The organism is Pareuzebyella sediminis, assembly GCF_008367235.1.
Taxonomy (GTDB): Bacteria; Bacteroidota; Bacteroidia; order Flavobacteriales; family Flavobacteriaceae; genus Pareuzebyella; species Pareuzebyella sediminis.
The window spans coordinates 145921-170959 of the sequence record NZ_VTZS01000006.1 but is presented as its reverse complement, the minus strand read 5'-3'; the positions used below and the strand labels follow the sequence as shown (position 1 = coordinate 170959).

The window sequence follows — 25039 nt, the reverse complement described above, 5'->3', positions numbered from 1 at the left end:
AGGTGTTCATTGACTCAAACCCCAAATTGCTGTAAATGATGGTCTAAGTGTTTATAAAAAAGAATGTTCCATTCTTCTTTCGATAATGGACCAAAGGCATGCGACTCTTTATTGTCAAAGTGTTCCGCACCGAGTTGTTGGGTTTTCTTTACGTGCTCAATAAGTCTGTCTTTTTCTTGTTCAAAATCCTTTTCATCCGTAATCAGGAATTCTGGTGCGGTTCGAAGGTTTTTTTTGTAGGGTTGTGGCCCGACCACGATTTTTTTGGCGAACAGTTTAATAAAGAATTTTTTAAGGCCTTTGGGTTTCGGGTATTTGTCGGTGTATACCAAATCATAAGTTACATTACAATGGGCCAACATCTGGCCCACGTTCATTTTGCCCCATAGGCTTGGCGTATTAGCATTAAGAGCATTGATACGCCCAACTAATTCTTGTGCGTCTTTGGAATCGAATACATTTTTCATTTTAGGAAGTTTTAAATTAAACGAGTATCAGTTCATTACTGAGACCCAGGGGGTGCATACGCTTGGGCAGAGTCATCAACAATCCATACCCAATCTTGACCTTTGCCTTCTGTAGGCGGGGAAATCGTGATCTCTCTCGAACTTCCGATTTTCGGTCCAAGGAAAGTGGCACCTGTACGCGGATCGTACCAATGGGTTACCAAACTCTTTCCCCTAAGCTTTGATAGATTGGCTTGGACAGGTTTGCCAGTCGGAAAATAAAAAAGGGCATAAGTACCATGGGCGTCGCGGGTTGCCGAAACATAGTGCTCGTTTAGTTCTTGGGCCGAGGCTACCAATGTTTGATCGGGAATTCGCGACAAATAGGGTCTTGACAACATTAGATTTTTTAAGTGCCTGACTTGATTGGCCGCAGGTAGGTCTAAAGCCATAGGCCAAGGCCTTAAGGGGCCATTGATGCCCACTTTGTCGCTGCTGTACATCTGCCAAACATTATGGTTTCCATAAGTTTGCCCACAAGCTCCTGCAAACACATTCGAATACATGATAGGGCGAATATTCTCAGGGATGCTATACCCAAATTCCTTGGCGTTAAAACAATAAGGGTGGTCTTCATATAGTGGTTCGCCATCGAGGGTAGGTTTAACCGGTATTAAATTATAATCATGTGATATACGCGCATGAGATTGGTGATCGGGGCAATGCCCTGTTTGATGCATGTTAAAATCGAGCCACGGTTCATTGTGGAACCAAGTCGATGAGCCACCGCCCCTTTTGGGTTGCGGATGGTAGCTCATTAATGTTTGGTCATAGCCTCCGGCACCTTTTGCGATGCCTTCGGCTATTTGGTTCCAGATTGCTACGTCGTTACTATCAGGTCTTGGGTTGCGGTCGCCTCCGATAATCCAGATTATATTGTCAAAATTTTTATAGCGGTCTCCGATCCATTTTCCATAGGCAAAGGCATTCTCAGGCGTAAATATCTCAGGGCCCTTGCCCCAACTGTTCTTAAAAACTTTGTCGCCCCATGTTGGTAGCAGCCCTATATACAGATTAAGGCTGTCCGCTTTCTTGATAATGTAGTCGATGTGTTCAAAGTACCTTGCGTTCGGTTTTTTTGGGTTCTCTTCAATTAGCGGAACTTCGCCGTAAGGGTTTGGAGTTAATAAACCATCTATTTCTGCTAAGGCTACTGCTTGAACCACACTAAAACCTTGTTCAGCCCGTTTTGAAAGATATTGTTCACTTTGTTCACGGGTGCAACGGTGAAAAAGCTCCCAGGCCGTATCGGCCATATAAAAAAAAGGTTCGCCCTTTTCTGTAATCAGAAAACGTTGGTTTTTACTCACCTTAAGACGTTGGCCAAAGAGGGGTTGAAAAAATAAGCTCAACAAAAGAAGTAGAGAAAGGTGTTTCATCGTCAGGCTATGCGATAGGATTGCCGTAAATACCGCAATAGTACTTAAAAATAGTCAAAGTGATCCAAGTAGGCAAGAAGTAAAAGCTCCGCATTAAATCACTCGCTATTAGAAAGATCTTGTTGCTATTTTATTAAACGGGAATGGTACCATTTTTATAGAGGAGCAAGGCATCTTGCAGCAGGGCATTTATTGTTCTGATAGGCAAATCTTTTTTAGGGTCGACCGGAAAAATTTTCATGCGAGCTCGCTTTCCTGTTTCTAATTTTTGGTGGTTTAGGTACTGGCCCTCCACAAAAAGGATATATGGAAATTGTGTTTTTTTATCGGTCCATAGATAGCAGAATGCCTTGCCTTTAAAGCAATAGCAGGGCATGCCATATTTTTGGGTTTCCGTTATTTGCAGATCTTTGGAAAGAATACTTTCTCTCAACGCCAGTAGGCAGCCTTTAAATGGCTCTTCTTTATTCAAAAAATAAAGGTCAACATTGCGCATGGTTCTTTTTTAAAAATGTATGCGATAGCGAATATCTTATGTACACTTCTTTGTTAGTATATAGATAAACCCATCGCTAAGATAATATATACTTCGAACAGTGGTCTTTATTCTAGAAGTCGGAGACCCTATCTTTAGAAAACTGAACGAGTCTTTGTTTAGAAGTGTATTCAAGTCATAAAGTAGCTTTGCATTTGCCATTAATAGAGTACTCCAAACAGGTTATATTTGAAAGTATATCCTTAACTCTGATTACTGGTATTGCGGTATGAGGGCCAAAAAAGGCGACCAATAAAACATGCGGTACTCAACAATGGTTAATAGTCGTCATGAGATAAAACGCGTAGGTCAAGAATTGTTTTGAACCCAATAACGTAGATTTTTAAAAATTTTTCTAGATGTGTTCGATAACAGATTTTTTTGTTAAAAATAAATTTGAACGGGTAAGAAAATATTGTAATTTAAAAAAAAATTTTCCTTATTTGCCCTCGAAACTTGAATGTAACTTACCTCTACAAAATGATTGGATTGATGTGAAGTTTGATGTATGTGTAAGAAGTATCTTAATGTTTTCTTGTTACTTTATCTACCCCTTTTATTACTTTCCCTCTTTCTGTTCTATAATGAAAGAACGGAAAGAATCGCCTATTTGACTCGTATCGAGGAGCAAAGTGCCTTATCGAAAAGTAATTTCTTAAAATCCGTTTTCTATTATTTTATCAACAACGCCAATTATTGGTCTTCCTTGACCTTTCCACAAGATTTTGACAAACATGACCTACTTTTTCTGCGTCCTTATCTCGAAGTTATAAATGGGATGAGTGTGTATGATCAATTTCGAATCATTGATTTAAAAGGTACGGAGGTGCTTAGATATCAAAGACAAGAAGATGGTCGGATGGAGTTTTTTCCTTTGCAGAATAAAAGTCATAGAGATTATGTGCGCCAAGGGTTAGGACTTGAAAAAGGTGATATTCTCTTGACCCGTATAAACCTTAATCAGGAAAACAATACTATAGAGAGACCTTATAAACCGGTAATAAGGACTGTGGTGCCTATTTTTGATTCTTTAGATCGGAAGAAAGGTTTAGTGGTGCTTAACTATAACATGAGAGAGATTTTTGAATCTCTAAAACAACCCATTTCAGAAGGAGAGATTTATTTGATAGATTCCAATTTACAAATCAATAGCTCTTCCGTTTCTGAATTCGACATGGCCTTTGAAGTTCCTGGGTTTAGGGATTCAATAATCAAGCGGGTTCGATTGGATGGTTTCGGCCTAGCAGTCGATCACGATACATCCTATGTAAAAAACGGTGCGCTTTGGACCTTAAAAAGTATAGACTTTAACGCGGAAGATCGTTCTCTGAAATCATTTTCCGGAAAGTCTGTAAACGTTATTAAGAACACCGATTGGGCGATCGTTCAAAAAGTATCTCCTGAACGGTTAAATGCCTACTTGTGGCCTTTATATAAAAATTCAATTGTTTTTAATTTTTTCTTGATCGTGGTATTGGCAGGGGTCTCTTATACCTACATTACCTATCAAAGACAAAAGCGACATTTTTTTAGAGAATTAAAAACAAATAATAAGGTACTTTCTACGCACAAAAAGGAACTCGAATCTGTAAATAGAGAATTTAAGCAGACTAACCACAGGCTGCGATTGAGAAATAAACAATTGAAAGAATTTAATCATCTGGTATCACATAACCTAAGGGCTCCAGTGACAAGCATGTCGGTTATCGTAGACATGATAAAGAGTGAAAAAGAGCATTATAAAATACAGGAGCTTGTACCAAAACTCGATCAAATATCCAATAGTATAACCATGCTTACTGAAGATATCAGTGAGTATGTAACCATTCTTGATAGCGATAAAGTCGATTTGCAGAAGATAAATATTTATGAAAAGATAGAAAGCGTGCGGAAAGAATTTTCGGAGACCCTTTTCCAAGATTCTGATTTTAAGATTATCTATAAGCTGGATGCCTGGAAGACGGTGGTTTTTTCCAAATTTTACCTTAGAAGTATTTTCGAAAATCTAATATCAAACGCTATAAAGTATCGAAGAAAAGGTGTGACATCCCATATCATATTCGAAAGTGCTTTCGAGGATGGTAAAAAAGTACTTTACGTTCGGGACAATGGTATGGGTATCGACCTTCTTCGGCATGGTGATAATCTCTTTAAACTATATAAACGGTTTCATAGAGATATATCGGGTAAAGGCATGGGCTTATTCCTCGTTAAATCACAATTGGAATCTCTGGATGCCACTATCAGTGTGGAGAGTCAACCAAATATTGGAACCACATTCAAAATCGAATTTTAAATCAAAAATTATGGAAAAAGCGAAAATCCTTTTAATCGATGATGATGATATCTACATATACTTGACCAAGCGTATGTTAAAGGGCATTTCGGAAAATATAGATGTCGAATCATATATGGATGGGGAACAGGCGCTGGAATACATAGAATCTTGCATTGAACAAGGACTTGATTTCCCGAGGGTTATTCTTTTGGATATAAATATGCCTTTTCTCGACGGATGGGGATTCTTGGAGGAATTTAGAAAGCTAAAACCCAAAATTAAGCAAGAGGTTCATTTCTATTTGGTAACCAGTTCCCAAAGTCAACGTGACAAAACACGGGCGGAAAAGTATGAAGAACTTACCGAATATGTGGTTAAGCCTGTTGCTGAAGATCGGCTGATCCAAATTTTAGATGCCGCATACGAAGATTATTGGTAGTATCGATACCCTTGGCCAATTCTGTTCGACCTTTTGGTCAAAAACTACTTTACCGTTCCAAAAGTTCTAATCTAGCTTCTGTAGTTCTACCCAGAAAGGAAGAATATTTCGCCCGTTACTGGTATAAAAAGGAATCAAGTCACAATCCATTGCAGGTAAGAAGACATTGTTCATCGCTATAATATCAGAGTTTTCTTTTCCATTAGATTGTCGATGGACAAAAGTACCGGCTTCTAAGAACATAGTGCCCCCACTAGGGACAGGTTTGATGAACTTGAACCGTATATTATAACGGCCTTTATTTACGGCAACCTTCCATTTGCCAAAAATTTCTTCTTGAGCCCATATACCGCGCTGGCCACCGGCATCGTTTCGATTTAAGATTACCGGGTTTTCATGCTTGCTTCCGATCTCTATTCGAGGAGGGCTGTTAAGGTTATCGGAACGTATCAACTCTTGAAACGTTGCATCGAGCTTGGCCTTTAGGTTTTCCGCTAGGGTTTCTTTTTGTAAAATGAGATTTTCAAGCTCATAAGGGTCTTTTTTTAGGTCAAACAGTTCGAAATCGGTAAGTGGGGCATTAAAATTAGTTCTTCCGACCAATTTATAATTACCATTGCGCATCGCCATATTGTAATAAAGTTCAGGATATTTGCGGGTCCAATAGAAAAATAGGGGCCTATCTTCCCAATTTACCGTTTTCCCTTCAAGCAATGGCAATAGGTTCTTACCATCGATTTTACGGTCTTTAGGGGGCGATACATTACATAGGGTCGCAAGTGTCGGTAATATATCTATATGTGCGGCAACCGTCTCGATATCCTTGTCTTTTTTTAACACCATGGGAGCCCTAAGATAAAAGGGCACGCGCACCCCACCTTGGTACACATCTCCCTTTTTACCGCGCATACCGGCGACATACCTCAGTTGTTGCGGACCATTATCAGTCATGAAAATAACTATGGTGTTATCGGAAATTTTCAGTTCTTCTAATTTTTTAAACAACTTGGCGAGGTTGTCATCGATATTCGTAACCATGGCGTATACCTTTCGCGCATCTTCCTTATCTTTTTCCGACATTTTTGGGAAGGGCTTGCCATCTCTATCAAATCCAGTTGATGGATCAATATTTTCATAGATTGTATAATACTTTTCGGGTACTTGTAATGGAGTATGTGGTGCGTTAAAGGCAAGATAGCAGAAGAACGGTGAGGTTTCATTCTTTTCAATAAATTGAATGGCCTGATCGGTAAAAATATCGGAACAATAACCCGTATAGGTTTGCTGTTGGTTGTTATGCCATAGCACGGGATCGAAATAGCTGGTATCTCCCTTAAAATACGTAGTGAAATCCCCGACTTGGCCCATACCTCCAGAAAGGTGGATGACCGATTCATCAAAGCCTTGGTCGCTGGGTCTGCTGGGGTAATTGTCGCCTAAGTGCCACTTTCCAAAAATTCCCGTACGATAGTTCGCCTGCTTGAGCATTTCGGCAATGGTAATCTCGTTTGATGCCATGATGGCACCTCCGTTATAGGTGTCACGAATACCCGTACGTAACGAATATCGACCTGTCATCAAACTAGACCGGGTTGGTGCACATACCGGCGATACATAAAAATTATGGAAACGAATACTCTCTTTGGCCAGTTTATCAATAGTGGGCGTTTTTACATGCGGATTCCCAGTGACCCCCAAATCTCCATAACCCTGGTCGTCCGTTATGATCAATATGACATTGGGGTGTATTGTTTCCTGCGCGACAATCGTAAATACCTGTAGGAAGTGCAGCGAGGCGATAATGAACAGAATCTTGTTTTTCATGTGAAATAGTTCTAAATTATTCGTTTTTAAAAATACGCTCTAGGGTGTTTTCATAGTAATGCTTTCACCTTCATGAAGTGCTATTGTGACATACGAATATGGGTTTTCACCTTCTCTTTCTTGGGTACAGTTAGTTCTTTTTCCATTTAGATAGAGATATTCATAGCTACCGGAAACTTTAGGCTTCCAATATATTGTCGCTCCGCTTTCATTGGTGACGATAGTTCGTGATTTTCCCTCGTGACGTACCGATATTCTATTTGATAAGATAGGAACATACTTCATTTCGGCCCAATCGATTTCTTGTTTTAACCGGGAACGGGTCGTGAACGAGTTTTGGGCCGCATCGGGTTCAATGCCCATCAATCCTCGGGTAATATGTTCAATTACCGTAAAGGAATTTTCGGGATAATCCCTGCGCTTATTTTTTTCGCTACATAAATCTATAATCATTTGATTTGCCTTTTCGGGAAAATTATGCTCATAAAAAATAATCGGTAGGTAAGACTTTAATTCTACTATGAGCCTGTCGGCGTTGTCGTAATAACCGCTCACGATTTGATCGACCTTTTCGCTATCGGTAATAGCATTGAAATAGATAGGGTAGTGCAGAAATGCTTGATTGTCTCCGACCATGAAATAATCGAAAGTATCATCTTCGTACCATATGGAGCGATATTGCTTTTTTTGGTCGTCCCACCAGAACTCGTTCATGAAAGCTTCTTCTTGAGCGATTTTTGTTTCTAAGCCTTTGGCTTTTTGTTTTTCGCCAGATTGTTTCAATATTTCGGTATAGGCCTTATAGGCCGCAATTAAAGAGGCGGTCATGTCAATTCCCAACAAGGTCGAGCCTCGACCTCCTTCGTTATAGGTCGGTATTCCCCGGTGGTTACCGAACCGGGTCGTGGCCAAGTTCTCGGCCAAATGCATCGATCGATTTCGGTCAAGTACGTCGTTCGACCCCAAACCCCAATGGTCGACATATTGGTTCATGCTGAGATCGTAGAAGTTTTTGAGCGCCTCATTTTCGAGATAATCTCTATTACCCGTCCATTCATATAGGCGATAGGCATTATAAACGACATCAAAATTCGCTGGAAGATTGTACCAAAAATCTTGGTCGTTGGCATAATCCTCGGGGGCAGGTTTGTTGTAACGGTTGATTTCCCAAAAGGAACAATAATCTCTTTTACTACTAATATTCTGCGCAAACTTAAGCAGCATATTATAATTATGGGCTCCAAGCCCAAGAATTTCGGCCCCAATAGCTTGATGCGAGACATCACGCATGCAAAAGGCCTCTCGGTTCGGTAAGGCTGCCTCGTACCAATATCCTACTGGGTCGGAATTATCGTGGGCATAAGATAGGGCTTTGTCCTTGGCCCAATTAAAAGCGTTTTCCAGTTCTTTTTTTGATGAAGTAAAACGTAGTGCTCCTTTATCGTTCATGGTGCTGCTCTGGGCCACGGTAGGGGAGTGGACTAAAAAAAACACCACGAGACAGCTAAGTGTATGTTTCAATATGTTTTTTTGGGATGTTTCCTTCAAAAGGTCAATCATGATACTAAAGGTATTGGTATTCATTGGAGTGCGTAATTTAAGAATAGTTCTTTAATGATCGAAAGGATTAAAATGGTCAGGAAGGAATTAACCAAAATGATTTAAAGATGTATCTTACGAAAGAAAAAAGCAACTAAAAAAAAGGAAGATTACCTCTTTTATGATTGTAAAAAAAACCTTCAACTTGATTCGGCTTTGGCCCTATATCAACAAAGCGATGTCTTTTGCGATTATTTGGACCCTCTTCGTTTGGATCTGCACGCATTACGCGATTATTGGGAATTTTACCTTGAACTTTACACCGATCAGTATCATTGGGTCGGCCCTCGCTATTTTCATAGCTTTCAAGAATCAAACCGCTTATCAACGGTGGTGGGACGCCCGAAGTGCTTGGGGATTATTGGCCAATGAGAGCAGGTCTTTTGCCCGAATGATCCTGACATTTTCAAAATCGCAACAAGAAGTCCATGATATCGATGAGGCCGTTCAAAGGGACTTCACCAAATCGTTAATCTATAAGCAAATTGCCTATGTTCATGCCCTCCGAATTCATTTTCGAAGACTTGATACCTGGGATGAACTGAAAAAATTCCTTTCTGACGAGGAATATAAAGAAATAATCACTGCTAAAAATATTCCCTATAAAATAAATGTCGTAATGGGTTATGAAATCAGAAGGGCTACCACCTCGAACCTTTTGAGCTGGTGGTATACTTCACCTTTAGAAGATTCCCTGAACAATTTTTTAAAGGTATTCAGTATGTCGGAAAAGATAAAGAGCACCCCATTGCTTCGCCAATACGACATCTTTACACGATTGTTTGTAATGCTATTTATTGCTTTACTCCCTTTTGGACTGCTGGATGTATTTGGCACGATGGATAATAGCTCATGGGTCATGATTCCCTTAAGTATCCTTATTTCCTTTGTTTTTATTGTGCTCGAAAGAACAGGAGCCGCAAATGAAGATCCCTTTGAGAACAGAACAACCGATGTGCCACTTAATTTTATTTGCAATGCGATCGAACGCGATTTACGTGAGGTTATGGGAGAATCGGAGCTACCTGATGTGCCTAAACCCGTGAAGGGCTATCTCTGGTAGTGGTTTGCAGCACCATTGGAAGGATTACTTATTGGAGCTTACCTTTATCTGGACTTTGACTGCTTTGTTTTGGCAGATTTCAGTTTCGAATTTATTTTTTCTTCAACCATATTAACCTTTCGATTTAGGTAATCAGGGGCATCGATCCGAATACCGAAGAAGAGATGGTAATTTAAGCGATTGTTGAAATTGATAACCGTCGTATTTTGCTGTTTGTATTGCGTTCCCGATGCCGAGGCATAAAGTCCTGTATAGAACTTAGACCCGTTATAGCCAATTCCGGTCTTGGCATCCCAACGGAAAATAAAATTATCTTGATGGCTAATATTGTCCTCTCCGGGCAGTCTTGTGGTTAATTTGGTATTGATATAGCCGGCACTTGCCGTTAGCCCCAAAGATAAATAGTACTTTTGATTGGTCACGAAGGTATGCGCGTAACCCGGGCCAATAGTGGTTTCGAAGTTATTAGTCTTTTGTGAACTCTCTACCGGTGATTCATCATTGGTGGTATAATAACGGAGGTGCAGCACGGGCATAAAGCTACCGGCGCTTTTCAATTGACGCTCGGTTTGCGAAGTCAGGCTACGAAAGGAAAATCGAGGATTGTTGTAGTAGCCGAAATTGAGTACAAAACTATTGTAATGCAAATCGGGAAATTGGATAAAGGGATCCCTAGGTTTCATGTCTCTATAGTCGGATGTATTATCAATATAATAGCCCCTTACTTTGGAATATGCAACGTTGCCAAACCAGTGTTTAAAGATCAGGGCCGTACCTAAGCTGAATGATTTGGTCTCTCCCTTTTTGGCCTCATCCCCATTACCGGGTAGAAAATCGGGAGCAAATTTAAAGCCGAAAGAAATAAAGCGATAGCTCATATGTAGATACAGATTGGTACTTGCGTTCGGGTAGAGTACGATTTTATTATCCGCATTGACCTGAAACGTTTCGAAGGCATTATTGAAAGAAATATCCATGGCAAGTTTATCCCCCATTTTTTCGATATGCCCATCTTCTACTATATTCGGTAGTGAATCGCCTTGCTGCGCTTGAACCTGCAGGTGGCAGAAGACAAAAACAAACCAATAGGGCAAGGTGTAAAAGATAATTTCTTGCCTAAAAGCGATGTTAGGTTTTGCAGTGATCTTTGCAAAGCGTAGAAGAATCATAACGCTAGCGTTTTTGTTTGGGGAAGTAAAGTGATTTATCCCGAATATACTGAATTATACGGAGTATTTCGAATCATTCTTTTAGTCCCTTACCCTCTAGTATTTTTGGAATGTACTTCTCAATCCTTGCGGCTATGGTCTTTGCCTGTTTGGCCCTTGAAAAATACAGGAGATATCCTCTTTGGCGGCCAGGAGTCAGTTTCTCGAAAGCATGTTTTAGGTCGGAGTTGGAAGTCATTTTTTGTTCAAGCTCTTCCGGAAAATCAAAATCCTTCGTTTTCTTCATCGGTACTTCCAGTCCTGATTTTTCAACTTCAATAGCCTGATAAATATAGGCTTTCAAAACGTCTCTCATTTTTTTGATTTGGCCAGTATCCGTACAGCGAATCTGACGGGCGGCCTGTACATTTGCAGTTTGTCGTACCAGTATGTCATTCGTGTCCTTCAGTAGGGCACCTTTATGAAAGAGCAAAGCGCAATACGCTTTAAAGCCATGAATGAGTACAACATTACTGTTGTGAAAGGTGTAACAGGGCTTTCCCCATTTTAGTTCTTCAATCAACCCACAGGCAAGTACTATACTTCGCAGTTCTTTAAATGCTTCTAGCCATTGTGATGGTTTATCAAAAAAGAAATCGACTTTTGGGTTCATTTTTTAGCCTTTTGTCATACGTATATCTGTAAATACACCGACTTTTTATTGGGTGTATTATGGTATTATTTTTTCCAGTACATAATCGTCCATTACGTAGCCGTTGCCAATATCTTGAACAATTGCCGCTACGTTCTTGAAGCCCATTTGTAAATAAGCGGCGATGGCTAAAGTGTTATGTTTATTAACGGTGAGTTCAATTTTTAGCATACCTAAATCTCTTGCACATTTTTCCAGAAAAGAAATCGCAAATTTTGCAATACCATTTCCTCTTTTGATTTTGAGTACATAGAGCTTACTTAAAAACAGGGCATCTTTTTTATTCTGGAATGCAAAGTAGCCCACGGGCGTATGATGATCTTGCAATAGATAATAAGAAAAGCCCTGGCTCACTTGATTCTCTATAGCTAGTGGTGTTTGATATTTTTCGAGCATATAGGAAACCTGTTCACCTCCAATAATTGGGGTATAATGCTCGGCCCAGATTTTATGGGCCAGATCGGCAATGATTTGATAATGTGTTCTATTATTTGCAAGTTTAATTTCAGGCATTGTGCACTAGTGTTCATTCCCGGGTCGGTTCATAAATTTTACAAATTGAAAAACCAAATGCCCTATCTGGCCCCTTGAACGTTCATTTTAAGGGTATACACCGAATCCATGGCCGTAATAAAGAGGGTCCTACGGTCGCTCCCCCCAAAAGTTACGTTGGCCGTCCAGTTTTCCGGTACATCGATATGTTCGATTTGTTGGCCTTGGGCATTGAATACCGTCACTCCATCTCCCGTCAAATAGACATTTCCTAACCTATCGATGGTCATCCCGTCAGAGCCCATATCGGCAAATAACTTTTTCTTGGAAAGGGCGCCATTATTTTCAATGGCGTATACATAGGTTTTTTTAGCCCCAATATCGGCGACGTACAATTTTTTACCGTCAGGTGATCCAATAATTCCATTAGGTTGGTCGTAGTTTTCATCTATTACAATTCTAGGACTATCGGCATTTGGGGCTAGATAGTAAACCCTTTTGGCGGTTTGCTCGGGTTCGTCATGGTTCCACCAAGGACGTTTATAAAAGGGGTCCGTAAAATAAACACCCCCTTTCGGGTCTTCCCAAAGGTCATTGGGGCCGTTCAATTTTTTACCCTCAAAATTTTTGACCAGAACGGTTACATTTTTGCTAGCATCGATACGCCATAATTCATTCTTTTCATCTGCGGCCGCTAACAAGTTGCCATTTCGATCGATGTAGAGCCCGTTCGACCTTCCTGAGGGACTCATATATTCGGAAACGGTGTTGGTAGAAGCCGACCATTTTAGAATACGATCATTGGGTTGGTCGGTAAAATAAACATTCCCGTTCTTGTCGGCCGTGGGACCTTCCGTGAACTCATATTCATCGGATACGAGGGTAAGTTTTTCCCCGTTGGCGATAATCGGGGAGACCTCTTTCTTTTGTGCCTTGCATGCTACAATGAAAAAGCAAGCCATGGTTAGAATCCTTATTTTTTTCATAGATAATAGTACTTTGGTTTTAATCCAATTCGTTCGAATCATTTTCTTTCTTCCAGCCAGGGCCACGAACAAATTTGCCCGGTAAGGCGCCAGTATGCTCTCCCTCTTTTAAAACCTGGGTTCCGTTTACAAAAACGTATTTCATACCGGTAGCATACTGGTGGGGTTTTTCAAAGGTTGCAAGGTCTTGAATACTCTGGGCATCAAAAATAACCACGTCAGCATAGTATCCTTCCTTAAGGCCTCCTCTTTTTTTAAGCTTTAAGTGTGTGGCCGGCAAGGAAGTGAGTTTGTAAATAGCCTCTTCGAGGGATATGACTTTTTCTTCCCGTACGTAGTGCCCCAAAAGTCGCGCAAAAGAACCGTAGGCCCTAGGGTGTGTACTTTGCTTCAAAAAAACATCCTCGTTGGTGTACGAGCCGGCATCGGAACAAATACTCATATAGGGCAGTTTCAGTTTTTTCTTGATATTTTCTTCCGACATAGAAAAGTATACCACCTGAATACGGCTGTCATCTTCATAGATGAGATTCACCAAGGTCTCTTCGGGAGAGGCTTCTTTCTCACTTGCGACTTCAGCGAGGGTCTTACCTATCAAATGGCGTAATTCTGGATTTCGGAAGCCTACCAATAGTATCTTATCGGGGGGCACGTGAAAGCTGATGTCTTGAATCATTTTTCGACGTTGAATAGGTTGTTCGATAAGTTTCATCGTCGATTCATGTCCCCCTTCTTTGGCCCAATCGGGCAGTACTACATTGAGGCCAGTGGAGCTAGCATTGTACATGTACATGTCGGTGCTGATCTTTTGGCCTTGTGCGCGGGCCTGTTCTACCAGCGTAATCGCACTATCCAATAGCTGCCAGTTTTCGGTTCCAGAGGCTTTGAAATGATATATTTCGGCAGGAAGGTCAGCTTCTTTAGAAATATGTATAAGTTCATTGACCGCTTCCAATAGTCCACCTTCTTCATCGCGTATGTGGGAGATGTAAAGCCCATCGTAATCAGATACAACCTTCGCCAATTCAACAATCTCAGCTGTTTCGGCATGACCGCTGGGTACGTATATCAACGAAGTAGAAAGCCCCATGGCGCCTTCTTCCATGGCCTGTCTTGTCAACTTTTTCATAGTGGCCATTTCTTCTGGCGTCGGATGTCTTTTTTCATAACCCATAGCATACTCTCTTAGGGTACCATTGCCTATGAAGGAAGCAATGTTCGGGGATATTCCCTTTTTTTCAAGAAACTCAAGATACTCTCCAAGGGTCGTCCATGAGATATCGTAGGTAATATCTTGTTGCTCGTCTTTCATCTCTTTTTTCATTGCTGCATTCAAAGGCCCCATAGAGCTTCCTTCACCCATTACCTCGAGTGTAACGCCTTGACGAATGTCACCCTGTGATCTTCCATCTTCAATGAGCGATACATTGGCCCAGCTTAGCATATTGATGAAGCCTGGCGCAACGGTAAGTCCGGCTGCGTCTATTTCAATCTTACCAATGGCTTGATCGAGATGTCCAATTTCGACAATGGTATCGGCATTTATAGCGATGTCACCTAGGAACGATGGACTACCGGAGCCGTCTACGATTGTTCCGTTCTTAATAAGCACATCGAAAGTCTCTTTCGAAGAACATGAGAACATGACGATGAGTACACCTAATACCAAGAAAAATCGTCGCATCATTTTCTATAAGTTCATGTGATCTAAAAATGCCATATTGTGTCGCATACTTTTAATGGGCGAACTGGCATACTCTTCCTGTTCAATAAAAATATGTGCTACACCCGATTGCTTGCGACGCTTCATCATAGTAGTAATGTCGAGACCTCCTTTTCCGAATTCGGTACTTTCCTTTTTTTTCATATTCATATCCTTAAGGTGCCATAGTGGAAACCTTCCGGGATATTTTTTGAAATAGGCCAATGGATCTTTTCCTGCAACAACCACCCATCCCAGATCAAGCTCCATATGTACGAGTTCGGGATCGGTCTCGTCCATCAAGATGTCGTATAAAACCTGTCCTTTATCCGTTTCGAATTCATATTCGTGGTTGTGGTAACCAAATTTCAGCCCTAATTTCTTGCAGGCCTCCCCGGCTTTGTTAAACTGTTCGGCGACGGCCTTATAGTTGTCTATATATTGTCCGCTGCTTGGCATGGAAGAACAGATAACATACTCTTGACCCGATGCTACTGCCTGTTCCATGGTGTTTTGAAATTTTTCGTCAAGGGCGACATGACCGCTTATTAGTTGCATTCCGAGTGTATTGCAGGTGGTTTGCATTTCCTTTGGGGAGAGGCCATAATAAAGGCCTTCTTTACTTCGTGCCGATTCGATTTTCTTGATACCGATTTTCGCAATTTCCTCTAGGGTACCTTTGGCATCCTTCAACATGGCGTCGCGAAAAGTATATAGTTGCACTCCATAGTCCTCTTTAAGCCGGGAGGTAATAGAAAAAGGGGGAAGTAAAAAGCTGGCTGCAGTCGCAGCACTAGAACGTGTTATGAACTTTCTTCTGGTCAACATAGCTGTTTGTTTGGAGTAAGATAGCGAAATTGTACGAATACGCGAATGGGTCTAAAATAAATGTAATTGGTCCATATTTCGATTTTCCGAAATGCTACCTTTGTTCCTACAAGAATCCCTCCGACCATGAAGATTTTCCATTGTCAAAATTGTAACAATCCCCTATATTTCGAGAATACCCAATGCTTAGTTTGTGGTACCCTTTTGGGGTATAAAGAAGACTCTTTACAATTGATAAGCATATCGACCTCCGACAACGGATATACCTTTTTCTCCCCAGATGGCACCATCTATAAGTATTGTAAAAACCATCAATACGACGTGTGTAATTGGCTTCTCAAGACTGATGCTACAAGTCAGTTTTGTACGGCCTGTTCTTTGAACAGAACTATTCCTAATCTAAGTGATGCCAATAATTTGAAAGAGTGGCGTAAGTTGGAATTGGCCAAACATCGCTTGGTCTATGGTTTGTTACGACTAAGCTTGCCGCTTATCGATAAGGAAGCTGCACCGCATGAAGGACTTGCCTTCGATTTTCTTTCCGAGAATTCTAATACAACGGATAAGAAACCTGTACGTACCGGTCATATGAACGGCTTGATTACAATTAATGTGGCCGAGGCCGATAGTGTACATCGTGAGTATATGCGAAAGGAAATGGCCGAGCCTTATCGAACCCTTATTGGTCATTTTCGCCATGAGGTAGGTCATTATTATTGGGAAAGGTTGATTTCCGGACAAGACGAAACTTTAGAAGGATTTAGAGGTCTCTTTGGTGATGAGCGCTCAGATTATGGCCAGGCGTTACATCAACACTATCAAAATGGTGCTCCTGCCAATTGGAACCAGCATTTTATTAGCAAGTATGCCGCATCACACCCATGGGAAGATTGGGCGGAGACCTGGGCGCATTATCTTCATTTGGTCGACATGCTAGAGACCGCCTTTTATTTCAGTTTAGAGACAGGTGCAAATTTTTTAAGTTCTCCCTTAAAAATGAAGGCCGATTTTGACCCGTACCAAGAACCTAATTTTGAGGTCATACTAAAAGCCTTTAGGCCGCTTACTTATGCGATCAATAGCTTAAATAGAAGTATGGGCCAACAAGATATCTATCCCTTTGTAATTCCTGATCCAGTAATAGAAAAACTTCGATTCGTTCATCAATTGGTTCACGGACAAAAAATGTAAAAAGAATTTTAGACACTAAGATAAGCGCGCAGAGATGCTTACTTTTGAGGCAAAATGTGCACTATGTATTCTAGAAAAGAGCAACTTCAAGCTTTTGACCGGTTATTGACAATAATGGATGAACTACGAACCCAGTGCCCATGGGACAGGAAACAAACCATGCAAAGTTTACGCCATTTGACCATCGAGGAAACATACGAGCTTGGTGATGCCATTCTTGAAAATGATTTGGAGGAAATCAAAAAAGAACTAGGTGACATTTTGCTGCACATCGTGTTTTATGCCAAAATTGGATCGGAAACGAACCATTTTGATATCGCCGACGTTTGTAATGGTATCTGTGAAAAGTTGATTCATAGGCATCCGCACATTTATGGCGACGTTGAGGTGGCCGATGAAGAAGAGGTCAAACGCAATTGGGAGAATCTAAAACTGAAGGAGGGTAAAAAAAGTGTTTTAGAAGGGGTGCCGAAAGGGCTTCCTGCTTTGGTGAAGGCCAGTCGTATTCAAGATAAGGCGGCAGGTGTAGGCTTTGATTGGGAAAAGCCCGAACAAGTCTGGGAAAAGGTGCAGGAGGAGCTTATGGAATTTCAGGACGAAATACGGAACCGTGATTCCGAAAGGATGGAGTCGGAATTCGGGGATGTACTTTTTTCTATGGTGAATTATGCCCGGTTCTTAAATATAAACCCAGAGAATGCACTTGAGCGCACCAATAAGAAATTTATCCAACGTTTTCGCTATTTGGAGACAAAGGCAAAAGAAATGGAAAAATCACTAAAAGATATGACTTTGACGGAGATGGATGCGTTTTGGGAAGAAGCCAAGTCTGCCAGAGGCTAGTGGTTACCCTACAATTTTGGATGACAACCAAGAACTAAATTGCCCTTATAATTAGAAGCTACTAAGTGTTACAGGAGTATACAAAGGAATTCCGTTACAATATAAAGCTTTCGATACCTGTAATTATGGGTATGCTCGGGCATACCTTTGTTCAGCTTGCCGACAATATTATGGTAGGCCAGATAGGCACGGCCGAGTTAGCAGCGGTCTCGTTGGGCAACAGCTTTGTTTTTATCGCAATGTCTTTGGGTATTGGTTTTTCTACGGCCATTACACCGCTGGTCGCAGAGGCGGATAGCGCAGGTCGTAAGGCTGACGCCAAGAGTGCATTAAAGCACGGTCTCGTATTATGCTCCGTCTTAGGGTTAAGCCTTTTTTTCATTATTCTATTGGCAAAACCTTTAATGTATTTGATGGAACAGCCTCCCGAGGTGGTGAAACTCGCACGACCCTATTTAGATCTAGTAGCTTTCTCATTGGTCCCGCTGATTATTTTTCAGGCCTTCAAGCAGTTTTCGGAAGGTTTGTCCCAGACTAAATATCCTATGTATGCTACAGTCATGGCGAACGTAATTAATATCATACTGAACTATCTTCTGATTTTTGGGGCTTTTGGGTTTCCAAAAATGGGGATTGTAGGGGCCGCCATCGGTACATTAGTGGCACGTTTCTTTATGGTAGGCTACCTATGGTTTTTGCTCAAGAAAAAGAAAAAGTTCCACGATTACGTAACCGGTTTTAATTTTCGAAATATTGAGCGAAAAGTGATCGATAAAATCATTAGCCTAGGTTTTCCCTCTTCCCTGCAAATGTTCTTTGAAGTGGCCATCTTTACCGCTGCAATTTGGATAAGTGGAGTGTTGGGTAAAAATGCCCAAGCGGCGAATCAGATTGCGCTTAACCTAAGTAGTATGACTTTTATGTTTGGTATGGGGCTCGGGGTAACGGCAATGATCAGGGTGGGCAACCAAAAAGGACTCCAAAATTTTAAGGAGTTGAGGCGCATCGCCAAATCTATTTTCTTATTGACCTTAGTATTGGAAATAGCTTTTGCTGCACTTTTTCTTTGGGGCCGAAATTGGTTTCCCACGCTGTACTTGGATATAGATGACCTGGCTAACATGCGGGATAATACCCAAGTAATCGGCTTGGCAGCACAGTTGTTGTTGGTCGCAGCCTTTTTTCAGATTTCGGATGGAATTCAGGTGGTCGTACTTGGGGCATTACGAGGTTTACAGGATGTAAAGATTCCCACCCTTATTACCTTTATAGCCTATTGGGCCATAGGTTTTCCTGTGAGCTACTATTTAGGGCTACATACAGGGCTTCAGAGCACCGGAATCTGGGTCGGCCTTCTTACCGGGCTATCGGCATCGGCAGTAATGTTGTATCTTCGATTTCAGTTTTTAACCAAGAAATTGATATCGGCATAAGTATTTATCGGGCAAATTCGTCTGATTCGATAGCTCTTAAAAATTCAGCCCCTTAGCGGGGTGGCGTAAAAAGAACTAAAAGTATATTAAATGGAATTTCCAAAGTTTTTGTTAGGAGACAATACAGATTATCCTTCGGCCATATTTGTAGTTCATACCCAGTACCCCAGATTTATTATTAATTTGGAAAACGATGAGGTTGAATGGTTGGAGGATTTTTCGAAAGAAGACGAAGAAGAGCTCGAATCAGAAGCCGAAGGCCTCATTGAAGAAGCGAATTCATTTTATGATCGGGAGGTTTCCCGTTATGAAGATTAGAGGTTATGTGGGAAGCGCTTATCCAATATGACAAAGAGCTATTTCTTTTTTTGAATAAGCTGGGCAACCCATCATGGGACGGTTTTTGGATGTTTATGACCCATAAGCTAAGCGCGATTCCAGTATATGTGGCACTACTGCTACTATCCTATAGGCAATTAGGTCTAAAGAAGACATTGCTGATGCTCGTAGCGGTTGCCATTATGATTTTAGCGACGGATCAACTGTCCAATTTTTTCAAGTATGGCGTGAAACGTTTAAGACCTTGCTACGACCCCGAACTAGCAGAATTGGTACGATTGGTGAAAAATTCCTGTGGAGGACGGTTTGGCTATTTTTCGGCACATGCGGCCAATAGTTTTGCAATAGCTTTTTTCTTTACTTTCTTATTGAGCCCAAAATATCGCTACATAGGAATCTTTTTGACGGTTTGGGCAATTCTGGTTGCTTACAGTCGTATTTATATTGGTGTTCATTTCCCGATGGATGTACTGTCAGGCGCTCTGGTCGGCCTTATTTTTAGCTGGTTATTTGTAAAGTTGTATATCTTTGCCCTCGAGAACACTACCCTATGATATCTAACTCTAGGTATTGGTTTTTGATGGTCCTGATTGTTTTGGTGTATATCGCCGGAATGTTCGTAACCCTTTTCGAAAACGATTCTGCACAATTTGCGGTGATGGCAATGAGAATGGTTCAGGAAAATGATTTCTTGAACCTCTTCAAGGGTACCGAGGAGTATCTTGACAAACCCCATATGCATTATTGGCTGGCGGCTCTTTCTTTTAAAATTTTCGGGCTACATGATTGGGCATATCGCATCCCAGGCATTTTGGCTATTCTTTTAGGGGCCTATAGTGCGTATGGTTTGGGTAAATTATTGTACAATAAGGATTCAGGACGATTGGCGGCCTTAATTTTTATGACCGCCCAAACCATTGTTCTGGCAGCTATCGATGTGCGTACCGATGCGGTATTGACCGGCTTCGGTATTTTTTCCATTTGGCAGTTGGCCGTTTACATTGATAAAAAGTCGCTTGCTGCTATTATTCTTGGTGCTTTTGGTGCCGGTATTGCGTTCTCGACTAAAGGTCAGTTGGCTTTGTTGACCATAGGTCTTGCTATATTGAGCCATTTGGCCTACACTAGAAGATGGAGCGTTATATTCCATTGGAAGGTAATTGTTGCCCTAGCGGTATTTGTGTTGACTATTACCCCGATGCTCTACGCGTATTATCATCAATTTGACCTCCACCCAGAAAAGATAATTCGCGGTAAAAGCGGTCGAAGTGGTATTTTCTTTATTTTTTGGGAACAGAGTTTCGAGCGGATGAGTGGAGAGGGTATGGGAAGTAATAGCAGCGATTTCTTCTTCTTTTTCCACACGTATTTGTGGGTATTTCTACCTTGGACCATTTTGGGAATTGCAGCTTTCGGCAATCGGATTAGAGCACTCTACACAACAAAATTTAGCTATTCCAAAAATAAGGAAGCCTTGACCTTAGGGGGTATCGCTCTCTTTTTTTTGATTGCCAGTTTTTCGCAGTTCAAGTTGCCCCATTACTTGAACGGTACCATACCTCTATTTGCAGTTTTAACCGCTGGTTATCTCAATGAACTCTATATAACACTTCAGAGAAAAACGCTGAAGGTCTTAATGGTAATACAGTATTTCGTTCTCAGTATTGTTTTTATTGCTTCCCTTTTACTTTGTTATTATGTTTTCACCTTCGAGCAACCCTTAATACCTATGGTTCTGATTACCTTGGCTTGCATTATCGGTTTTTTTAGCTTGAGGCATGAATCGTTCTTTATGCGCTTAATAACTATTTCTGCATGTTGCTCCATTCTTTTAAACGCTGTTCTTAACCTCCATTTCTATCCGCATTTATTGACATTTCAGGCTGGATCAAGCATGGCATCCGTAATTTCAGAACAAAATATTCCAGTAGAGAATATCTATAAGGTTTCCAATGATCATACCTGGGCGCTGGATTTTTACAATCAAAAGCCCGTACAGTTGACCACTTTTGAAGAAATAAGGGGACAAAAAAAAATCTGGGTATACATCAATAATGCAGATCTTAGAAAATTTCAGCAGTTGGGCCTGGATTGGGATATACAATATACTAGGCCGCAATTCAGAATTACCCGGCTCAGTATGAATTTTTTAAATCCTTCGACCCGTAAAAAAACTTTAGATAGGGTTCATCTCATACGAATACACTAATCATTATATGATTGTTTTTCAACGTCAAGGGTCGGTTTTTTGAAATGGTATCCTATACCCCAAAGGGAAACTATGGCGGTAATAAAAAAGAAAATCATACTAATGCCTATTGAAGCGTCTTGGTCTACGTGGAGCCAGCTCGAACCATAATAAAAAGTAATTTCACGGCTACCGACGCCACCAATGGTTATAGGAAGTACAGAGGCTATCGAAGAGAGAAGAAATATAAAAAGGTAGGCTATCGCATCGGCCTCAAGATTCAGGGCGGCTAGTATACACCAAGCACTGCCCAATTGTGCCAGCTGTACCAATGCCGACAAACCGAAAGATTTCCAGAATACTTGGAAGGTGTTTGAAAAAAACTTTTTGTTGATTATCCAGAAAAATAATATGCTCAAGCAAATTAGGAGTAAAATCACGAAGGTGGGTACCTTCAGGCTTTCAGCACCGATAAGAATGGCCAGGATACAGGCATAGATAAACAATAAGAGTAACCCCGATAGACGATCTAATACCAAAACGGACAATGCTTTTTTTGTGGGCACTCCAAATTTCTTTTTGATAAGGTATCCCTTATAGGCGTCACCCCCGATACCTCCCGGAAGAAAAAGGTTGTAGAACATACCGAGGGCGTATAGTTTAAGATTGCTTAGTTGTGTTAGCTTGACCGAAACCTGGTGAAAATAAAGGTTCAAGCGAATAGCTGCGATGATTTTCGAAAGTATGAACAATAAAAATGCACCGATAAGATAAAACGGATTTGTTTTTCTAAGAAGGGTAGCCACCTCTGCGAGATCAACCTTGGTAAAAATAAAATAGACAAGGGCTAGACTAATGACAATTTTAACAAAGGCAATGCCCTTTTTACGAAGATTTGCCACCAATCGTTATTTTTTTGATACGATAGGGTCGCTTCTTTTGCGATTCGTAATAGGTGCGTATGAGCAACTCCATAACAATACCAATAGTAAATAGTTGAATGCCGGCCAAAATGAACATCATTCCGAACATTAATAGGGGACGGGTACCTATATCTTCTCCAAAGCCAAGTTTTACGACCAATAAATATATATTGATCAGCATGCCTAAAATAATGAGTAGAAAACCAAAAATTCCGAAGAGATGAATAGGGCGCTGAAAATATTTTCTTATAAAGAGTAGTAGCATCATATCTGCAACGACCTTAAAAATGCGTTCGAGTCCGTATTTGGAGACACCGGCGTTCCGTGCATGATGCTTTACTGCCACCTGTTTGATCTGGGCTCCCTCCAAATAAGCCAACAAGGTAATGAATCGGTGCATTTCACCATATAAATTAAGCTCTTTGGCAATATCTTTTTTAAAAACCTTCAGGGCGCAGCCATTATCTTGTAAATTCAATCTAGTTATCCGCCGAATGAGAAAATTAGCAATTTTAGAAGGTATTTTTTTGATCCAGGAATCCTGACGATTTTGGCGTATTCCGGTTACCACATCAAATTCTTCGGTAATAGCATACGATAGCATTTCGGGTATATCGCTAGGATCGTTTTGCAAATCACCATCCATCGTTATGATGAATTCGCCCGCTGCATAATCGATGCCTGCCGCCAAGGCCAAACTTTGACCATAGTTTTTTTTTAGGGCAATGAGATGTACTTTTTCATCGTTCATCGAAGTTACCTTTTGGCGGGTACCATCTTGGGAAAAGTCGTCGACATAAATAATTTGGTAATTATAGCCTGCCAGGCTCTCATGTATTTTTTGGGTCAGTAGCACCACGTTATCGGTTTCGTTGTAAAGTGGTATCACTATGGAAAGCAAAGAAGAAGTGGCTGGGTTCATTGATCGGCTGATAATTAATGCAAAGTTAAGATTTTCTTGAGTTCGGCACTGCTTTGATCAAAGCTATTAGTTGACGGGCGGCACTAAAAGGTGAAATCTCATTGGCAACGACCTTTTGAACAAATGGTTCCAAGGCTTCCTGTATAATTTTATGGGTATAAAAGTCTGATTTCAGTTGATTTTCCAGAGATTCAAAGAACCAATCCCTGTTTTGTTGTTTTCGTTTTTCGAGAAAGGAACCCGATAGCTTTTGTGCTATAGTATAATCAGATATGATTTTCCATATTTTCTTCACACCAATATCCTCTATGGCCGAGATATGCAGTACTTTGGGCCTCCAGCCATTTTTCTTGGGCGGATACAAATGCATGGCTTTGCTGACCTCGATTTCGGCAATTCTTGCATTTTTAAGATTTGTACCGTCTGCTTTATTGACGGCAATGGCATCGGCCATCTCGAAAATTCCTCTTTTTATCCCTTGTAATTCATCACCCGCACCCGCCAAGATCAGTAATAGAAAAAAATCGACCATACCGTGTACCGTAGTTTCACTTTGCCCTACACCAACGGTTTCCACCAAGATTATGGAATACCCTGCAGCTTCACATAGAATAATACTCTCCCTTGTTTTTCGGGCAACGCCCCCCAGAGTTTGCCCGCTAGGGGATGGACGAATAAAGACTCTTTCATTTTTCGATAAGGTTTCCATTCGGGTTTTATCCCCGAGAATACTTCCCTTGCTTCGCTTGCTCGTTGGATCAACGGCCAAAACTGCTATTTTATGTCCTTGGGAGGCAAGCAATGTACCTAAGGTTTCTATAAATGTACTTTTACCGACACCTGGTACGCCGGTGATACCTATTCGAATACTATCGGTCTTTGATTCGAGACAACGTTCCACAATTTCTTCTGCCTTCTTAAAATGCTCGGGGAGGGTACTTTCTATTAAAGTTAACGACCGGGCAAGAGCTACCTTATCGCCTCGAAAGATACCAGATATCAAATCGTCAACGACCGGTTCATTCTTCCTATTCCTTTTAGCATTTAAACGGCCAACGAAAGGCGAATTTTTATTTATAGCCAATGTTTATCTTTTAATCGGTATCTCCACGTTCGTCTTTTCCCAAGCAATCGACATATATAGTTCTTGTTCAACCTTGAAATCAATAGTGAAATTTTCAATGGTTTCCTTGGTTTCTTCCGACGGTATTTCAACCTTGAGCACATCTTTTTCGGGAATACGAGCGGTCTCGCTACCACCACTAAGCAAGGTAACGCCCCAATCGGGAATGTCTTCATTAAAAATGACCGTCCAATTGTCAATTCCAGGGATGGTCCATAAAGAGTATGTCCCCGATGGTAGGGTTTTTCCCCCAATTTTGATATCCGACCCTGTGGTGAATGTGGTCGGTTCATTGGCCCCTGTGCGCCATACTTGGTCATAAGGTACCAAACCGCCAAATATTTTTCGGCCCTTTTTAGATGGACTGGAATACTTTACGGTAAGGTCAAATCCGCCCTGATCAAAGGCCGCTACCTTTTCCGGGCTATGTTTTTTGGTCTGATCGCGCATATAGGGCCTGAATACCAAGAAAAATAATAGAGTTAATAGCCCGAGAACGATCAGTCCCCATTTTAGATATTTCATTTACTTTTATGTTAGTTCTTGTTAAATTACAAATTAGAGGTCACATTACAATATAAACACC

24 protein-coding genes are annotated in these 25039 nt (G+C 41.0%); 9 read left to right on the top strand and 15 right to left on the bottom strand.

Annotated elements, in window-relative coordinates; translation table 11 throughout:
• Window positions 1–14: 14 nt before the first annotated feature.
• From F2B13_RS18625 to F2B13_RS18615, 3 genes are all read right to left on the bottom strand, one after another.
• Window positions 15–467 (bottom strand): DUF1569 domain-containing protein, encoded by a 453-nt coding sequence (locus tag F2B13_RS18625; protein ID WP_149275242.1) that lies wholly within the window; start codon window positions 465–467, stop codon window positions 15–17.
• Window positions 468–502: 35 nt separating this feature from the next.
• Window positions 503–1885, bottom strand: a complete 1383-nt coding sequence (locus F2B13_RS18620) for a glycoside hydrolase family 140 protein (RefSeq protein WP_149304823.1) — start codon at window positions 1883–1885, stop codon at window positions 503–505.
• Between the two features lie 133 nt (window positions 1886–2018).
• Window positions 2019–2381, bottom strand: a complete 363-nt coding sequence (locus F2B13_RS18615) for a DUF1801 domain-containing protein (protein WP_149304822.1) — start codon at window positions 2379–2381, stop codon at window positions 2019–2021.
• Window positions 2382–2928: 547 nt separating this feature from the next.
• Here F2B13_RS18615 and F2B13_RS18610 point away from each other — a divergent pair.
• The gene (locus F2B13_RS18610) at window positions 2929–4716 is read left to right on the top strand and encodes a sensor histidine kinase (protein WP_149304821.1); all 1788 of its coding nucleotides are present in this window, start codon (window positions 2929–2931) and stop codon (window positions 4714–4716) included.
• A gap of 10 nt (window positions 4717–4726) precedes the next feature.
• On the top strand, window positions 4727–5137 hold the full coding sequence (locus tag F2B13_RS18605) for a response regulator (RefSeq protein WP_198440163.1): 411 nt from the start codon (window positions 4727–4729) through the stop codon (window positions 5135–5137).
• A gap of 66 nt (window positions 5138–5203) precedes the next feature.
• On the opposite strand, the gene F2B13_RS18600 is transcribed toward F2B13_RS18605, so the two are convergent.
• Window positions 5204–6961 (bottom strand): arylsulfatase, encoded by a 1758-nt coding sequence (locus F2B13_RS18600; protein ID WP_149275247.1) that lies wholly within the window; start codon window positions 6959–6961, stop codon window positions 5204–5206.
• Between the two features lie 39 nt (window positions 6962–7000).
• A complete protein-coding gene (locus F2B13_RS18595) occupies window positions 7001–8545 on the bottom strand; it encodes a hypothetical protein (RefSeq protein WP_149304819.1) in 1545 nt (514 codons plus the stop codon).
• Between the two features lie 136 nt (window positions 8546–8681).
• On the opposite strand from F2B13_RS18595, the gene F2B13_RS18590 reads away from it, so the two are divergent.
• Complete coding sequence (locus F2B13_RS18590; protein WP_149275249.1) at window positions 8682–9623, top strand: bestrophin family protein; 942 nt, start codon at window positions 8682–8684, stop codon at window positions 9621–9623.
• Between the two features lie 44 nt (window positions 9624–9667).
• Here the strand turns inward: F2B13_RS18590 and F2B13_RS18585 are convergent, their stop codons facing one another.
• The 6 genes from F2B13_RS18585 to F2B13_RS18560 form a co-directional block, all read right to left on the bottom strand.
• Window positions 9668–10792, bottom strand: coding sequence for a DUF4421 family protein (locus tag F2B13_RS18585; RefSeq protein ID WP_149275250.1), 1125 nt, complete (start codon window positions 10790–10792; stop codon window positions 9668–9670).
• Window positions 10793–10865: 73 nt separating this feature from the next.
• Window positions 10866–11444, bottom strand: a complete 579-nt coding sequence (locus F2B13_RS18580) for a YdeI/OmpD-associated family protein (RefSeq protein WP_149275251.1) — start codon at window positions 11442–11444, stop codon at window positions 10866–10868.
• Window positions 11445–11501: 57 nt separating this feature from the next.
• The gene (locus F2B13_RS18575) at window positions 11502–11996 is read right to left on the bottom strand and encodes a GNAT family N-acetyltransferase (protein WP_149275252.1); all 495 of its coding nucleotides are present in this window, start codon (window positions 11994–11996) and stop codon (window positions 11502–11504) included.
• Between the two features lie 62 nt (window positions 11997–12058).
• Complete coding sequence (locus tag F2B13_RS18570) at window positions 12059–12961, bottom strand: SMP-30/gluconolactonase/LRE family protein (RefSeq protein WP_198439758.1); 903 nt, start codon at window positions 12959–12961, stop codon at window positions 12059–12061.
• 19 nt (window positions 12962–12980) lie between these two features.
• Window positions 12981–14648 (bottom strand): N-acyl-D-amino-acid deacylase family protein, encoded by a 1668-nt coding sequence (locus F2B13_RS18565; protein WP_232625267.1) that lies wholly within the window; start codon window positions 14646–14648, stop codon window positions 12981–12983.
• Between the two features lie 3 nt (window positions 14649–14651).
• Window positions 14652–15491: a sugar phosphate isomerase/epimerase family protein gene (locus F2B13_RS18560; protein WP_149304818.1), complete on the bottom strand. Its 840-nt coding sequence runs from the start codon at window positions 15489–15491 to the stop codon at window positions 14652–14654.
• 126 nt (window positions 15492–15617) lie between these two features.
• Between F2B13_RS18560 and F2B13_RS18555 the strand changes: the two genes are divergently transcribed.
• The 6 genes from F2B13_RS18555 to F2B13_RS18530 all read left to right on the top strand — a co-directional run bounded on the left by F2B13_RS18555 (window position 15618) and on the right by F2B13_RS18530 (window position 21506).
• Window positions 15618–16682 (top strand): zinc-binding metallopeptidase family protein, encoded by a 1065-nt coding sequence (locus F2B13_RS18555; protein WP_149304817.1) that lies wholly within the window; start codon window positions 15618–15620, stop codon window positions 16680–16682.
• A gap of 63 nt (window positions 16683–16745) precedes the next feature.
• Entirely contained in the window at window positions 16746–17525 is a 780-nt protein-coding gene (gene mazG, locus F2B13_RS18550; RefSeq protein ID WP_149304816.1) for a nucleoside triphosphate pyrophosphohydrolase, read from the top strand.
• A gap of 65 nt (window positions 17526–17590) precedes the next feature.
• Window positions 17591–18958 (top strand): MATE family efflux transporter, encoded by a 1368-nt coding sequence (locus F2B13_RS18545; protein WP_232625266.1) that lies wholly within the window; start codon window positions 17591–17593, stop codon window positions 18956–18958.
• Between the two features lie 90 nt (window positions 18959–19048).
• Window positions 19049–19276, top strand: coding sequence for a hypothetical protein (locus tag F2B13_RS18540; RefSeq protein WP_149275256.1), 228 nt, complete (start codon window positions 19049–19051; stop codon window positions 19274–19276).
• 5 nt (window positions 19277–19281) lie between these two features.
• Window positions 19282–19851, top strand: coding sequence for a phosphatase PAP2 family protein (locus F2B13_RS18535; RefSeq protein ID WP_149304815.1), 570 nt, complete (start codon window positions 19282–19284; stop codon window positions 19849–19851).
• Complete coding sequence (locus F2B13_RS18530; protein WP_149275258.1) at window positions 19848–21506, top strand: ArnT family glycosyltransferase; 1659 nt, start codon at window positions 19848–19850, stop codon at window positions 21504–21506. Before F2B13_RS18535 ends, F2B13_RS18530 begins: the two co-directional genes overlap by 4 nt.
• Here the strand turns inward: F2B13_RS18530 and F2B13_RS18525 are convergent.
• From F2B13_RS18525 to F2B13_RS18510, 4 genes are read right to left on the bottom strand one after another with little or no spacing between them, the layout of a single operon-like run.
• Complete coding sequence (locus F2B13_RS18525) at window positions 21503–22387, bottom strand: lysylphosphatidylglycerol synthase transmembrane domain-containing protein (RefSeq protein WP_232622958.1); 885 nt, start codon at window positions 22385–22387, stop codon at window positions 21503–21505. The two genes, F2B13_RS18530 and F2B13_RS18525, sit on opposite strands and share 4 nt — an antisense overlap.
• Window positions 22371–23330: a glycosyltransferase family 2 protein gene (locus F2B13_RS18520; protein ID WP_149275260.1), complete on the bottom strand. Its 960-nt coding sequence runs from the start codon at window positions 23328–23330 to the stop codon at window positions 22371–22373. Before F2B13_RS18520 ends, F2B13_RS18525 begins: the two co-directional genes overlap by 17 nt.
• Before the next feature lie 25 nt (window positions 23331–23355).
• A complete protein-coding gene (gene meaB / locus F2B13_RS18515) occupies window positions 23356–24414 on the bottom strand; it encodes a methylmalonyl Co-A mutase-associated GTPase MeaB (protein WP_149275261.1) in 1059 nt (352 codons plus the stop codon).
• A gap of 3 nt (window positions 24415–24417) precedes the next feature.
• The gene (locus F2B13_RS18510; protein ID WP_149275262.1) at window positions 24418–24978 is read right to left on the bottom strand and encodes a DUF2911 domain-containing protein; all 561 of its coding nucleotides are present in this window, start codon (window positions 24976–24978) and stop codon (window positions 24418–24420) included.
• Window positions 24979–25039 lie beyond the last annotated feature (61 nt).

Coding starts and splice junctions, on each gene's coding strand:
- F2B13_RS18625 (WP_149275242.1), bottom strand. CDS start 467: ATGAAAAATGTATTCGATTCCAAAGACGCACAAGAATTAGTTGGGCGT.
- F2B13_RS18620 (WP_149304823.1), bottom strand. CDS start 1,885: ATGAAACACCTTTCTCTACTTCTTTTGTTGAGCTTATTTTTTCAACCC.
- F2B13_RS18615 (WP_149304822.1), bottom strand. CDS start 2,381: ATGCGCAATGTTGACCTTTATTTTTTGAATAAAGAAGAGCCATTTAAA.
- F2B13_RS18610 (WP_149304821.1), top strand. CDS start 2,929: ATGTGTAAGAAGTATCTTAATGTTTTCTTGTTACTTTATCTACCCCTT.
- F2B13_RS18605 (WP_198440163.1), top strand. CDS start 4,727: ATGGAAAAAGCGAAAATCCTTTTAATCGATGATGATGATATCTACATA.
- F2B13_RS18600 (WP_149275247.1), bottom strand. CDS start 6,961: ATGAAAAACAAGATTCTGTTCATTATCGCCTCGCTGCACTTCCTACAG.
- F2B13_RS18595 (WP_149304819.1), bottom strand. CDS start 8,545: ATGAATACCAATACCTTTAGTATCATGATTGACCTTTTGAAGGAAACA.
- F2B13_RS18590 (WP_149275249.1), top strand. CDS start 8,682: ATGATTGTAAAAAAAACCTTCAACTTGATTCGGCTTTGGCCCTATATC.
- F2B13_RS18585 (WP_149275250.1), bottom strand. CDS start 10,792: ATGATTCTTCTACGCTTTGCAAAGATCACTGCAAAACCTAACATCGCT.
- F2B13_RS18580 (WP_149275251.1), bottom strand. CDS start 11,444: ATGAACCCAAAAGTCGATTTCTTTTTTGATAAACCATCACAATGGCTA.
- F2B13_RS18575 (WP_149275252.1), bottom strand. CDS start 11,996: ATGCCTGAAATTAAACTTGCAAATAATAGAACACATTATCAAATCATT.
- F2B13_RS18570 (WP_198439758.1), bottom strand. CDS start 12,961: ATGAAAAAAATAAGGATTCTAACCATGGCTTGCTTTTTCATTGTAGCA.
- F2B13_RS18565 (WP_232625267.1), bottom strand. CDS start 14,648: ATGATGCGACGATTTTTCTTGGTATTAGGTGTACTCATCGTCATGTTC.
- F2B13_RS18560 (WP_149304818.1), bottom strand. CDS start 15,491: ATGTTGACCAGAAGAAAGTTCATAACACGTTCTAGTGCTGCGACTGCA.
- F2B13_RS18555 (WP_149304817.1), top strand. CDS start 15,618: ATGAAGATTTTCCATTGTCAAAATTGTAACAATCCCCTATATTTCGAG.
- mazG (WP_149304816.1), top strand. CDS start 16,746: ATGTATTCTAGAAAAGAGCAACTTCAAGCTTTTGACCGGTTATTGACA.
- F2B13_RS18540 (WP_149275256.1), top strand. CDS start 19,049: ATGGAATTTCCAAAGTTTTTGTTAGGAGACAATACAGATTATCCTTCG.
- F2B13_RS18535 (WP_149304815.1), top strand. CDS start 19,282: ATGTGGGAAGCGCTTATCCAATATGACAAAGAGCTATTTCTTTTTTTG.
- F2B13_RS18530 (WP_149275258.1), top strand. CDS start 19,848: ATGATATCTAACTCTAGGTATTGGTTTTTGATGGTCCTGATTGTTTTG.
- F2B13_RS18520 (WP_149275260.1), bottom strand. CDS start 23,330: ATGAACCCAGCCACTTCTTCTTTGCTTTCCATAGTGATACCACTTTAC.
- F2B13_RS18510 (WP_149275262.1), bottom strand. CDS start 24,978: ATGAAATATCTAAAATGGGGACTGATCGTTCTCGGGCTATTAACTCTA.